Below are 11,615 nucleotides of genomic sequence, written 5' to 3'. Positions count from 1 at the left end.
TGCTGACCCGTTATTGCGCCTTTGCGCGTAACCCGCCGGAGAAGCGCTTCATCAGAAATGCGAGGCTCCCGACATAGGCTGCCGCTGTCACGATGGCGACTGCCGCAGCGGCGAAATCGGCGTCCCTTTCAAATATGATCGGGTTGCCGAGCGTTAGCAGCAGCATGAAGGCATTGTTGACTATCAGGCTGGCTTGGCCGCGAATGAGCAGATAAATGGCAATGACCACGCCAACCAACCCAATGGCCATTCCGGCCATGCCCAGAACCGTCGGCAGGCTGTGCAGCAGAAATGCCAGGCCCAATCCGCCAAGCGAACCGCATAGCGCGGGTGCGAATTCCGCAGGTTTCATGCCTTTTATGCCAGCCCAATAAAGCACGAAGATGAAACCGAAGAAAAGGAAGCTCGCCACGCCCAAGGCGGATCCGATGGCGTAGAAAATGCCGATGATCGGTACGAGCGCGAGTATCACGAGAACGGCCTGCGCCGGTGCGGGATGGGTAGATTGTCCTTCAGCCAAGATGTCGTTCCTCTCCTTGCGCCTCTTTTGGGCGTGGTCGAGCTGTATGGCATAGCCTCTGGAGGGACAAGGCTTGCCTGGCCTGTTCGGAGACTGCGCGGCCATGGCTTGGAGGATTGAATCTTCCCAAATCCGCTGCCCTCGGATAGGGGCAGGCGTTTAGTGCGTTTCCTGCCTGATGCGGGGGAGCGCCCCGAATTGTCTGGAGATTTCCCATGCGCGCCGAAGCGCAGCAATATATCGACCGTATCGACGCCGCGCTGGACCTGCTGCGCCGCTTCCTCGACTGGGATCGCGCGCTGCGCCGCCTCGACGAGTTGAATGCACGCGTCGAGGACCCGACGCTGTGGGACAATCAGAAGATGGCGCAGGAAGTCATGCGTGAGCGCACGCGTCTGGAAGCCGCGATCGGCGCGACCCGGGCGATCGACAGCGAGAAGACCGACACCGCCGAACTCATCGAAATGGCCGAGGCCGAGGGCGATGAGGATATGGTGAATGAAGGCGTTGCGTCCCTGAAGGCGCTGGCCGACCGCGCGGACGAGGACAAGATCAAGGCGCTGCTCGCCGGTGAGGCGGATGCCAGCGACACTTACCTTGAAATCCATGCAGGCGCGGGTGGCACGGAAAGCCAGGATTGGGCGGAAATGCTGTCCCGCATGTACCGCCGCTGGGCGGAACGGCGCGGCTACAAGGTCGAGCTGGTCGATTATCAGGCAGGCGACCAGGCGGGCATCAAGTCCGCGACGTTCCTGTTCAAGGGCGAAAATGCCTATGGCTATGCCAAGACGGAAAGCGGCGTGCACCGGCTGGTGCGCATCAGCCCCTATGACAGTTCGGCGCGGCGGCACACCAGCTTCTCGTCTGTCTGGGTCTATCCGGTGATCGACGACAATATCGAAATTGAGGTCAATGAAGGCGACCTTAAGATCGATACCTATCGCGCGTCGGGCGCGGGTGGGCAGCACGTCAACACGACCGACTCCGCCGTCCGCATCACCCACATTCCCTCGGGCATCATCGTCGCGTCACAGAATGACCGTTCGCAGCACAAGAACCGCGCGACGGCCATGAACATGCTGAAGGCGCGGCTCTACGAAGCCGAGTTGCAGAAGCGCGAGGCGGCGGCTTCCGGCGAATATCAGGCGAAGACCGAGATCGGCTGGGGCCACCAGATTCGCTCCTACGTGCTCCAGCCCTATCAGCTGGTGAAGGACCTGCGCACCGGCGTTACCTCCACATCACCCGACGATGTGCTGGACGGTGCGCTCGACCCGTTCATGGCGGCCGCCCTGTCGCAGAAGGTGACGGGCGAGAAGGTCGATGTGGAGGATGTCGACTGATGATGCGGGGCGCGCTGGCGGGATCATTGTTCCTGCTGGCGGGCTGCGGCCTGTTGTCATCCGCCAAGCAGGATGACCGGCCCGCCGCCGCGCGCGATTTTCCGCGAGCCGACAGGCCGGTCGCACCCATCGTTTCTACCCGCTGGTCCAGCGAGGAAGCGCGCGATCGCGTCAACGAAGCCGACGATATCATGGACCGCGCGGGCATCCGGCCGGGCATGACCGTCGCGGATATCGGCGCTGGCGAAGGCTATTATACCGTTCGTCTCGCAAACCGGGTGGGTCCCAAGGGTCGCGTGCTGGCCGAAGACATCATGCCCGAGGTGATCGAGGCCCTGTCCCGCCGCATCACGCGGGAGGATTGGCGCAACGTCAGCGTCCGGCTGGGCGCGCCAGAGGACCCGAAGCTGCCGGAAAACAGCTTCGACCGTATTCTGATGGTCCATATGTATCATGAGATCGCGGAACCCTATGCCTTTCTGTGGAACCTCAGCCCCGCGCTCAAGAAGGATGGCGAGTTGATCGTCGTCGATGCGGATCGTCCGACCGGACAGCATGGCACGCCGCCACGCCTGCTGATCTGTGAACTTGCATCGATTGGTTTCCGGCTGGAGGAACTGGTGCCCAAGCCAACGGCGGGAGGCTATTTTGCCCGCTTTCGCAGAATCGCGGCCCGGCCCTCGCCCCAGAGCATCGTACCCTGTGCGATCAAAAGCACAGCTGATACAAATTAGCGGTTTCCCTAGGGGGAAAGGGGGCTAATGGCCAGTTAACCATGATTCTGTGGATGGCCTTGACCTTTTTGTGATTGATTGGCCGGAGGGAGAAGCTCGGTATGATCGACCAAGGCAAATTCCTGTCGGGCAACGCCGAACAGCGGCGGCACACTGCACGACACAAAATGTTCGGCCCTGTCACTCTATGCGTCGGCAATGCGGAGATGCGCGGTCATTTTCTCGACCTGTCCACATCGGGAGCGTTGGCGCACTGCGAAACCCCGCCGACTGCCGGCAGCTATGTGGCGATAAGGGCCATTGGCGTGGAAGCAAGTGGTCGGGTCATGTGGGCGCAGGGGAAGCGCTTCGGCATCCAGTTTAGTCAGCCCATGGCCGACGAGGCAATCGACACCCTCATTCGCGGCAGTTGAGGGTCAGCCTCGTTTGCGCCATTTCCTGAACAGGGATGCGCCGACCAATCCGCCGCCCAGCAGCGCCGCGATGGCGCCCCCGGCAGAGGCGAGCGCCCAGGCGCCAGCGGCCAGCAGTCCGGTCAGAAAATCGACGATGATCAACGTCAGATGGATCATGGCGGAAGGATCGCTGGCCTAGCGGCCAAGTTCCTTGGCTTCCTGATATTTGAGTTCCAGGAAACGGTTCTGCACCGCCAGTTTGTCCATGTCCCCACTGGCGAGTGTCTCGCTGATCCGCGCGAGTTCTCCGTCGATCACCTTCAGTCCTTCGATCAGCTGTTGCTCGGGGACGCGGCCGTTGCGTTCCTCGCGGCGAAGCGGATCGGGAATGGACTCATAGCCTGTGACCAGTTCGGGCAGGTGATCGGCCAGCAGCTTGCGGATTTCCTGCGCGGCTGGTTCCTTGTCGTTGAGGCGTTCGAGCTGTGGGGCAAGCGTCTCCAGCTTGATCCCGATGCTGTCCGCAACTGGAACGGCGGGAGCGGGAAGGGCTTTGCGCTGGTTGTTCAGCCATATTTCGGTCTGAAGCGGGAGCGTGGTTAGCGGGGCGGAAGCAAGCGACTGCGTCCGGATGCGCGGCTCGGAGGGGAGGGCCGCGATCAGCAGAAGCGCGGCGATCAAGATACCAAGCGCAATCATCAGGCCGCTTGTACCGAGTGGAATGAAGAAGCCGGCAACCATGCAGCCAATGAGCACCGCGAGTACCGACCAGAAGGCCCATTTGACCTTCCGCATCAGGGCCGCGATGCGCCTGCGCCGGGCGCGTGCCGACAGGCTGCGCGCTCTCAAGCCGTGACGGCGAAGCACTGCTTCGGCATTGGCAAGGACACGGTCGGACCTGCTCACGGCTTACGCCTCGATCGCGCTCAACAGGGGATTGTCGGCGCGCGCCTGCTGCGCTGCCTGCGCCTGGCCCTCAGCGCGGGCGATATAGCCTTTCGACTTTTCGACCTCCGCCGTCAGCGTGTTCACCGTCGTCTTCATATTCTCCAGCGCCTTGGCCTTGAACGTGTCGATATTGTCCATCGTGTCGTAGATATTCTGGAAGGCGCGCTGAAGCGTTGCGATGGGGATCGTGCTGGATGCCGCCTGCTCATGAATCTGGGCGGTCTGGTTCTTCAGCATCTCACCGGTCGAATCGATCATGTTCGCCGTGGTGGTGTTGAGCGCGGTGATCTGTTCGAGCACAAGCTTCTGGCCCGCGAGCGCCTGCGCCACGGTGACAGCGGTGCGTAGCGCGGCGACGGTGGTGGTGCTGGCGCGGTCGACGCCCTTCACCAACTCCACATTGTTCTTCTTGACGAGGTCGAGCGCCAGATAGCCCTGCACCGTCACGGCCATCTGCGTCAGCAGGTCCTGCGTGCGCTGGCGGATGTAGAAGAGCGCGCTTTCGCGGATCGCCTTCGCTTTGGTGGGATCGGCGGAATCGAGTTCCAGCGCCTTAGCCTCCAGCCGCGCGTCGAGCGTCTTGGAGATGTGGATCATCTGCTCCAGACGGCCCATCGTCGCCCACATATTCTGCCGCTCGACATCGATGGCGGCGTTGTCCTTGATGAGGACGTCCTTGCCGCTGGCAAGGGAGCCGAGGATTGAGTTGATGTGACCCTGCGCGCTTTTATAGCCGTCGAAATAGTCGCGCAGCTTGTTGCCGAAGGGGATGATGCCGAACAGCTTCTTGGGCGCCAGCAGGCTGCCGCGCTTGCCCGGATCGAGATCCTCGACCGTGCGGCGCAGTTCGGCAAGGTCCGCGCCCACCTTGTTGTCGCTGTCCATTGCACGCACCGGGCGATCGAGGAAGCGGTTGGAATGGCCGGCAGCCTCCGCGATTTCCTTGCGCCCCATATTGGTCAATTGATCGACGCGCTGGCCGAATTCGGGCGAGTTGGCGTCCTGCGCGACGAGATCGTCGATGAAGGCATCGACCTTCTCATCCAGCTTGGATCGCTGTCCGTCATCAAGCGGGACAAGACCCGCCGCCTTGTCGGGCGCGATCGGCGGCACCGGATCGGGCGGCGTCAGGTTGAGCGTGTCGGCTGTCGCCGTGGTGGGCGCGGTGCTGGCCATAACGTCTCCTTCAAGCTGTTATATGTAACTATAACAGTGGTGCTTCAATGTGGAATATGGTCTTGCGTTCCGGCCGATGCAAATGCGGCCCTCGCCCTTGCCGCAACGCGTCATTTCCTGTAGGGGCGCGCGCGATACATCTGGTCAGGCGTGGTGCCGGCCGGGAAAACCAAAATCCCAAAGGCACATGCATGTCCCTGCGTAATATCGCGATCATCGCGCACGTTGACCATGGCAAGACGACACTCGTCGATCAGCTATTCCGCCAGTCCGGCACCTTCCGCGACAACCAGCGCGTCGAAGAGCGCGCGATGGATTCGAACGACCTCGAAAAAGAACGCGGCATCACCATTCTGGCGAAGCCGACCTCGGTCGAATGGAACGGCACCCGCATCAACATCGTCGACACCCCCGGCCACGCCGACTTCGGCGGCGAGGTGGAGCGCATCCTCTCCATGGTCGACGGCGTCATCCTGCTGGTCGATTCCTCCGAAGGCGCGATGCCGCAGACCAAGTTCGTGACCGGCAAGGCGCTGGCGCTGGGCCTGCGTCCCATCGTCGTCGTCAACAAGGTTGATCGTCCCGACGAGCGCATCCAGGAAGTGCTGGACGAAGTGTTCGACCTGTTCGTGACGCTCGAAGCCAATGACGAACAGCTCGACTTCCCCGTCCTCTACGCCTCGGGCCGCAACGGCTATGCCAGCGAAGACCCGCAGCGCCGCGAAGGCACGCTGGAGCCGCTGTTCCAGAAGATCGTCGATCATGTGCCACCGCCGTCGCTGGAGCAGGATGCGCCGTTCAGCTTCCTCGTGACGCTGCTCGACCGCGACAACTTCCTCGGCCGTATCCTCACCGGCCGCGTCCAGTCCGGCACGGTCAAGGTGAACCAGGCGATCCACGCGCTCGACATGGACGGCAAGGTGATCGAAACCGGCCGCGCGTCGAAGATCATGTCGTTTCAGGGCCTCGACCGCGTGCCGGTCGATGAAGCCAAGGCGGGTGACATCATCAGCCTTGCGGGGCTAACCGTCGCGACCGTCGCCAACACCATCTGCGACACGTCGGTCAGCGAGCCGATCCAGGCGCAGCCGATCGATCCGCCGACCCTGTCGATGCGTTTCGCGGTGAACGATTCGCCGATGGCGGGCCGTGAAGGCAGCAAGGTGACGAGCCGCATGATCCGCGATCGCCTCGCTCGCGAAGCCGAATCCAACGTCGCCATCAAGGTGACGGAATCGGATGACAAGGACAGCTTCGAAGTCGCCGGTCGTGGCGAACTCCAACTGGGCGTGCTCATCGAAACCATGCGCCGCGAAGGCTTTGAACTCGGCATCTCGCGTCCCCGCGTGCTGTTCGGCGAAGACGAGAATGGCAACAAGACCGAGCCGTATGAAACCGTCGTCATCGACGTGGACGATGAGTTCTCCGGCACGGTCGTGGACAAGATGAACATCCGCAAGGCCGAGATGACCGACATGCGTCCGTCCGGCGGCGGCAAGACCCGCATCACCTTCTCCGCCCCCTCGCGTGGCCTGATCGGCTATCATGGCGAATTCCTGTCGGACACGCGCGGCACCGGCATCATGAACCGCCTGTTCGAGAAGTACGGCCCCCACAAGGGCAAGATCGAAGGCCGCAAGAATGGCGTCCTCATCTCGAACGGTGCGGGCGAAGCCAATGCCTATGCGCTGGGTCCGCTGGAAGAACGCGGCATCCTGTTCGTGGGCGTGGGCGAAGCGCTCTACGAAGGCATGGTGATCGGCGAGAACGCCAAGCCGGAAGACCTTGAAGTCAATCCGATGAAGTCGAAGGCGCTCACCAACTTCCGCGCCAGTGGCAAGGATGACGCCGTCCGCCTGACCCCGCCCAAGCGCATGACGCTGGAGCAGGCGATCGCCTATATCGACGATGATGAAATGGTCGAAGTGACGCCCAAGAATATCCGCCTGCGCAAGCGCTATCTGGACCCGAACGAGCGCAAGCGCATGTCGCGCGCCAAGGCGGCTTGATCAAAAAGGTCGGTGTCGAGGGACACCGACCTTTTTCATTATGGGATTCCCGTTGGCCAAAGGCTCATCGGGTCGCGCGAAGGAAGCTACTACCGTCCGCCTATGAATTAAGTTATACTTAACCAATGGGGGACACACGCTTAACCGCGCTGGCAGCGATGCTGTGCGCGTTCATCGCATCGGCGCCGCTTTCGGCCCAGACGCCTCGGCCCGGCACTTTGGAAACCTATAAGGACTGGATCATCGGTTGCGACAATCGCAGCCGGTGCGAAGCCGTGTCCCTGTTGCCGGAGGGAGCCGACTGGCCGGACAAGCCGGTCATGCTGGGTATTCAGCGGGATGCCGGTGGCGCGTCCCAGCCGGAAATCTGGATAAGCCGCGACGCGCGTGGACAGGAAGACATCAGTTTCCTGGTCGATGGCCGCAAGATCGCGACGGCCGCGAGCAGGGATGGGGAAGCCCGGCTGCAAGGACCGCAGGCGTCGGCGCTCGCCATTGCGATGGCGCGGGGGTCGAAGCTGGAGCTGCGGTCGGCTGGCACGCTGATCGCGCGTCCCTCACTTGCCGGTGCTGCCGCTGCCATGCGCTATATGGACGCAAGGCAGGGGCGCGCGGGCACGATGGCGGCGCTGGTCGCCACAGGTCCGCTGGCCGCCAGCGCCGTGCGGGCAGCGCCGCCGATGGTTGCGATAAGACGGGCGCCCATCCCGGCTGGCACTACGCCGGTGACGCTATGGCGCGAGGAACTGGCGGCGCTCGGCAAGTTCACCGCCTGTGCCGACGAGATGCGCGACGCATCCCCGCCGGAGCTTTACCGCCTCTCCCGAACCGAGACGCTGGTGCTGGTTCCCTGCGGCGCGGGTGCTTATAATTTTTCCGCGGTTCCCGTGATTGCGACCGGCATTCCGGGACGGCGCAGCTTCCGCTACGCGTCCTTCGATTATCAACCGGGGTGGAGCGAGAATGCGGCCAAGCCCATGCTGGTCAACGCATCCTGGACTCCCGAAAGCGCGTCGCTGGAAAGCTATGCCAAGGGCCGGGGCCTGGGCGATTGCGGCAGCAGCGAAAGCTATGTCTGGGACGGCATGAGGTTCCGGCTGGTATCCGCCAGCGCGATGGGCGAATGCCGTGGCGCGTGGCATTGGATCACCACCTGGTCGGCGAAGGTCCTGCGATAGGACTGCGGCGCCTTTGACCCGCCGCCTTAACGAGAGGCGCCGGGGACCCACTTGATGTCGTCTGCGCCATTGCCATTCAGGCGCCGGGCAAGGACGAAGAGCAGGTCGGACAGCCGATTGAGATAGGCGAGCGCCTGAGGGTTGAGCGGAACTTCCGCAGCCGCTGCCGTAGCGCTGCGTTCGGCCCGGCGCGTGATGGCGCGGGCGAGATGGACGGCGGCTGCTGCGGGCGATCCGCCGGGCAGGATGAAGCTGTCCAGAGGTTGCAAATCGGCGTTCATGGCGTCGATCTGGTCTTCCAGCCGCTTGACCTGCGTGGCGATGATACGCAGCGCCCAGGGTTCGTCCTGCCCATCCGGCACGGGCGTCGCCAGGTCGGCGCCCAGATCGAACAGATCATTCTGGACCGTCGTCAGCCAGCCCGCTTCAGGCCGTTCGCCGATGGCCAGGATGGCAAGGCCGATCGCGCTGTTCGCTTCATCGACATCACCGACCGCCTGCATGCGCGGCGCATGTTTGGGCAGGCGTGATCCATCCACAAGGCCGGTCGTGCCCGCATCGCCAGTGCGGGTGTAGATCTTGTTGAGCTTCACCATCGGCGGATCAGCCGTTGCCCTTCATCAGCAGCAGGATCGCGACGATGATGATGGCTGCGGCCTGAAACAGGATGCGGTTCATCATCATCTTGTTCTGCTTGAGGCTGGAAGGGCTGGGCGTGCCGTCCGGCGCGTTCAGTTGCTCCTTCGAGGCCTGAAGAAAGGCGATGATGCCCCGGATCAACGCAAAGAGCGTCGCGGCCATGGCAAGGATGAGGGCGATGATGAGAACGGTGTTCATGGCCTGAATCTAGGCCTTGGCTAACGAAATGCCAACCGGAAAGCGCCCGCCGCGCAGATCGGCGGCGAGGGCAGCGGGATCGACGCCCTGCGCGCGCAGGTCTGCAAGGGCGATCGAGCCATCGCGCTTGGCAAGACGCTTGCCATCCGCGCCGACGAGCAGCGGATGGTGACAGTAAACGGGTGTCGGCAGGTCGAGCAGCGCCTGAAGCAGCCGGTGAACATGTGTGGCGGCAAACAGGTCGTCGCCGCGCAGCACATGGGTCACGCCCATCGCGGCATCATCGAGGGTGCAGGAAAGATGGTAGCTCGCGGGCGCATCCTTGCGGGCGAGGACGACATCGCCTACGGGCTGGGGCTTCGCTTCTATCACCTGTTCGCAGAGGGGCAGCGGGGGAGTGGGGAGGGGAACAGACGTCCAGTGCAGTTCCCCTGCGGCTGCAATGGCGCTCGCCATATCCAATCGCCATGCATGGGGTTCGCCCGCCGCGATGCGCCGTTCGCGCTCAGACGGAGGCAATGCGCGACAGGTGCCCGGATAAACCGGCCCCTCTGGCCCGTGCGGCGCGCTGGTGCTGGCCGCGATGTCGGCGCGGGTGCAGAAGCAGGGGTAGATAAGGTCCGTCTGCCGCAATCTTTCCAGCGCGGCTTCATAATGATCGAGCCGGTCGGACTGAAAGACGATGTAGCCATCCCACGCCACCCCCAACCAGTTGAGGTCCTCCACGATGCCCGCGACATGTTCGGGACGGCTGCGAGTGCCGTCGATATCCTCGATGCGGAGGTGAAACGAGCCGCCATTCGCACGGGCAAAATCCATGGCCAGCAAGGCCGACCAGCCATGGCCGATATGCAGCCTGCCGGTAGGGCTCGGGGCGAAGCGGGTTACCACATGCTGTGGCGATGAGGATTGGATCATACAGGCCCTTGACGGGTCGGGGTGGTTAATGCTGTCATGTTGCCGTCACGTTCCTGATCAATCAGAAACTTGGCAAATGGGGGTTCGAGGGTTCTTATGTACCATCCCGACCTGATACGACATCCGGAAAACTGTCCGGCGCTGGTCCTGAACGCGGACTATACGCCGTTAAGCTATTATCCGCTCAGCCTTTGGCCCTGGCAAACCGCTATCAAGGCGGTTTTTTTGGAACGGGTGGACATCGTCGCCAGCTATGAGCGGGAGGTGCACAGCCCCAGCTTGCAGATGAAAATTCCCTCGGTGATCGCGCTCAAACAATATGTGAGGCCATCGGAACATCCCGCCTTCACCCGGTTCAACCTGTTCCTGCGCGACCGTTTCACCTGCCAATATTGCGGGTCGCCCAGTGACCTGACCTTCGACCATGTCGTCCCTCGCCGGGCGGGCGGGCGAACGACATGGGAAAATGTGGCCACGGCCTGCTCCCCCTGCAATCTGCGGAAGGGCGGGCGCACGCCGAAGGAAGCGGGCATGCGCCTGCATGTCACGCCGATCCGGCCGACAAGCTGGCAGTTGCAGGAACATGGCCGCGCCTTTCCGCCCAACTATCTGCATGAAAGCTGGCGAGACTGGCTGTACTGGGATGTCGAACTGCTGGCCTGACGCCCGCCAGCCCGTCAGCTTACGCCGGGTATCCAGTCCAGATCCACGTCCTTGTGGCGATTGGTGTAATGGCCAATCTCTTCCAGCCTCGCCATGTTCAGCAGGGTGATGCGGCCGTTCGCCCGGCTGATCAGCCCTTCCTGTTCCATCTGCCGCACCATGCGGTTCACATGGACGGACGTCAGCCCGATGGCGTCGCCGATTTCCTCCTGCGTCAGCTTCAGGTCGAAGCTGTCGGTGACGCCGTCATCCGTCACGCGCAGCCGGTCGAAAATGTCGAGCAGGAAGGACGCGACGCGCGCCTTTGCCGAAGTGCGGCCCAGCGAGGCAAGCCGATCGGTGAGGGCGACCTTTTCCGAACTGGACAGCAGAAACAATAGCGCCGCGACCCTGGGATATTCCTCCAGCAACCGGCGCAAGGCGTGCTTGTCGAACGGGCAGACAATGGCGTCGGACAGCGCGACGAGCGATTCGGGCGCCTTGCTGTAGATCGTGCTGGCAGACCCGATGAAATCGCCAGGGAAATAGACGCGCAAAATCTGTCGGCTGCCATCGGGCAGGATGACGAAGCTCATCACCCGTCCTTCGCGCAGCACGAACAATTCGGTCACGGTATCATTGACGCGCTGGATCATGGCCCCGCGCTTTATCTTGCGCGGATTTTCCTCCAGTCTGGTCAGCGCGTTCCTTTCCTCGTCGGACAAGGGCACATGCTTTGCGAGCCTGTCCGCGAAACAACCTGTCGCCACCCACAGCACCTTTAATCAAATTTGTCGTTACGGTGGCAAAACGCCCCTTGCGCCTTTTGGCTGCATTTGCGGGCCGCGCACTAAACTCGATCAATTTCAGCGACCCGAAAGTGTAAATGTTTCGCGAGCGTATGCCGGGAAGCAC

The 11,615-nt window shown here is 62.6% G+C and carries 14 protein-coding genes; 6 read left to right on the top strand and 8 right to left on the bottom strand.

The features are described from left to right. Positions 1–10: 10 nt before the first annotated feature. A complete protein-coding gene (locus tag ACZ5TB_RS09245; protein WP_464791021.1) occupies positions 11–520 on the bottom strand; it encodes a hypothetical protein in 510 nt (169 codons plus the stop codon). 215 nt (positions 521–735) lie between these two features. Between ACZ5TB_RS09245 and prfB the strand changes: the two genes are divergently transcribed. The 3 genes from prfB to ACZ5TB_RS09230 all read left to right on the top strand — a co-directional run bounded on the left by prfB (position 736) and on the right by ACZ5TB_RS09230 (position 3,010). Then, positions 736–1,863 carry a peptide chain release factor 2 gene (gene prfB, locus ACZ5TB_RS09240; protein ID WP_196224571.1) on the top strand — a complete coding sequence of 376 codons (1,128 nt, stop codon included), beginning with the start codon at positions 736–738 and terminating at the stop codon, positions 1,861–1,863. Beyond that, positions 1,863–2,597, top strand: coding sequence for a class I SAM-dependent methyltransferase (locus ACZ5TB_RS09235; protein WP_464791020.1), 735 nt, complete (start codon positions 1,863–1,865; stop codon positions 2,595–2,597). The genes prfB and ACZ5TB_RS09235 overlap by 1 nt, the downstream gene beginning before the upstream one ends. 101 nt (positions 2,598–2,698) lie before the next feature. Further along, positions 2,699–3,010, top strand: a complete 312-nt coding sequence (locus tag ACZ5TB_RS09230) for a PilZ domain-containing protein (RefSeq protein ID WP_464791019.1) — start codon at positions 2,699–2,701, stop codon at positions 3,008–3,010. Between the two features lie 3 nt (positions 3,011–3,013). On the opposite strand, the gene ACZ5TB_RS09225 is transcribed toward ACZ5TB_RS09230, so the two are convergent. The 3 genes from ACZ5TB_RS09225 to ACZ5TB_RS09215 are packed head-to-tail and all read right to left on the bottom strand — an operon-like array spanning position 3,014 to position 5,116. After that, complete coding sequence (locus ACZ5TB_RS09225) at positions 3,014–3,169, bottom strand: hypothetical protein (RefSeq protein WP_464778171.1); 156 nt, start codon at positions 3,167–3,169, stop codon at positions 3,014–3,016. 18 nt (positions 3,170–3,187) lie between these two features. Further along, on the bottom strand, positions 3,188–3,898 hold the full coding sequence (locus ACZ5TB_RS09220; RefSeq protein WP_464791018.1) for a hypothetical protein: 711 nt from the start codon (positions 3,896–3,898) through the stop codon (positions 3,188–3,190). 3 nt (positions 3,899–3,901) lie between these two features. Continuing rightward, positions 3,902–5,116, bottom strand: a complete 1,215-nt coding sequence (locus ACZ5TB_RS09215; protein WP_464791017.1) for a toxic anion resistance protein — start codon at positions 5,114–5,116, stop codon at positions 3,902–3,904. A 191-nt stretch (positions 5,117–5,307) separates the two neighbouring features. Between ACZ5TB_RS09215 and typA the strand changes: the two genes are divergently transcribed. Together typA and ACZ5TB_RS09205 are read left to right on the top strand one after the other, a co-directional pair. Further along, a complete protein-coding gene (gene typA / locus ACZ5TB_RS09210) occupies positions 5,308–7,125 on the top strand; it encodes a translational GTPase TypA (protein ID WP_464791016.1) in 1,818 nt (605 codons plus the stop codon). A gap of 125 nt (positions 7,126–7,250) precedes the next feature. After that, entirely contained in the window at positions 7,251–8,303 is a 1,053-nt protein-coding gene (locus ACZ5TB_RS09205) for a DUF1176 domain-containing protein (RefSeq protein ID WP_464791015.1), read from the top strand. A gap of 26 nt (positions 8,304–8,329) precedes the next feature. Here ACZ5TB_RS09205 and ACZ5TB_RS09200 read toward each other — a convergent pair whose 3' ends face one another. From ACZ5TB_RS09200 to gluQRS, 3 genes are read right to left on the bottom strand one after another with little or no spacing between them, the layout of a single operon-like run. After that, positions 8,330–8,899 (bottom strand): cob(I)yrinic acid a,c-diamide adenosyltransferase, encoded by a 570-nt coding sequence (locus ACZ5TB_RS09200; RefSeq protein WP_464791014.1) that lies wholly within the window; start codon positions 8,897–8,899, stop codon positions 8,330–8,332. 7 nt (positions 8,900–8,906) lie between these two features. Then, positions 8,907–9,140, bottom strand: a complete 234-nt coding sequence (locus ACZ5TB_RS09195; protein WP_464791013.1) for a twin transmembrane helix small protein — start codon at positions 9,138–9,140, stop codon at positions 8,907–8,909. Between the two features lie 9 nt (positions 9,141–9,149). Next, the gene (gene gluQRS / locus ACZ5TB_RS09190) at positions 9,150–10,058 is read right to left on the bottom strand and encodes a tRNA glutamyl-Q(34) synthetase GluQRS (RefSeq protein WP_464791012.1); all 909 of its coding nucleotides are present in this window, start codon (positions 10,056–10,058) and stop codon (positions 9,150–9,152) included. A gap of 96 nt (positions 10,059–10,154) precedes the next feature. Here gluQRS and ACZ5TB_RS09185 point away from each other — a divergent pair, with 96 nt between their 5' ends. Continuing rightward, positions 10,155–10,721, top strand: a complete 567-nt coding sequence (locus tag ACZ5TB_RS09185; RefSeq protein WP_196224561.1) for an HNH endonuclease — start codon at positions 10,155–10,157, stop codon at positions 10,719–10,721. 14 nt (positions 10,722–10,735) lie between these two features. On the opposite strand, the gene ACZ5TB_RS09180 is transcribed toward ACZ5TB_RS09185, so the two are convergent. Beyond that, on the bottom strand, positions 10,736–11,470 hold the full coding sequence (locus ACZ5TB_RS09180; protein ID WP_464791011.1) for a Crp/Fnr family transcriptional regulator: 735 nt from the start codon (positions 11,468–11,470) through the stop codon (positions 10,736–10,738). Positions 11,471–11,615: the final 145 nt, after the last annotated feature.

The organism is Sphingobium sp. TomTYG74, assembly GCF_055393875.1.
Note: the sequence above shows the minus strand (reverse complement) of the source record. Positions and strands in the feature narration are given on the sequence as shown.

Excerpts from the sequence above, each read along its gene's own strand:
- prfB (WP_196224571.1), top strand. The coding sequence starts at position 736 with ATGCGCGCCGAAGCGCAGCAATATATCGACCGTATCGACGCCGCGCTG.
- ACZ5TB_RS09235 (WP_464791020.1), top strand. The coding sequence starts at position 1,863 with ATGATGCGGGGCGCGCTGGCGGGATCATTGTTCCTGCTGGCGGGCTGC.
- ACZ5TB_RS09230 (WP_464791019.1), top strand. The coding sequence starts at position 2,699 with ATGATCGACCAAGGCAAATTCCTGTCGGGCAACGCCGAACAGCGGCGG.
- ACZ5TB_RS09225 (WP_464778171.1), bottom strand. The coding sequence starts at position 3,169 with ATGATCCATCTGACGTTGATCATCGTCGATTTTCTGACCGGACTGCTG.
- ACZ5TB_RS09215 (WP_464791017.1), bottom strand. The coding sequence starts at position 5,116 with ATGGCCAGCACCGCGCCCACCACGGCGACAGCCGACACGCTCAACCTG.
- typA (WP_464791016.1), top strand. The coding sequence starts at position 5,308 with ATGTCCCTGCGTAATATCGCGATCATCGCGCACGTTGACCATGGCAAG.
- ACZ5TB_RS09205 (WP_464791015.1), top strand. The coding sequence starts at position 7,251 with ATGGGGGACACACGCTTAACCGCGCTGGCAGCGATGCTGTGCGCGTTC.
- ACZ5TB_RS09200 (WP_464791014.1), bottom strand. The coding sequence starts at position 8,899 with ATGGTGAAGCTCAACAAGATCTACACCCGCACTGGCGATGCGGGCACG.
- ACZ5TB_RS09195 (WP_464791013.1), bottom strand. The coding sequence starts at position 9,140 with ATGAACACCGTTCTCATCATCGCCCTCATCCTTGCCATGGCCGCGACG.
- gluQRS (WP_464791012.1), bottom strand. The coding sequence starts at position 10,058 with ATGATCCAATCCTCATCGCCACAGCATGTGGTAACCCGCTTCGCCCCG.
- ACZ5TB_RS09185 (WP_196224561.1), top strand. The coding sequence starts at position 10,155 with ATGTACCATCCCGACCTGATACGACATCCGGAAAACTGTCCGGCGCTG.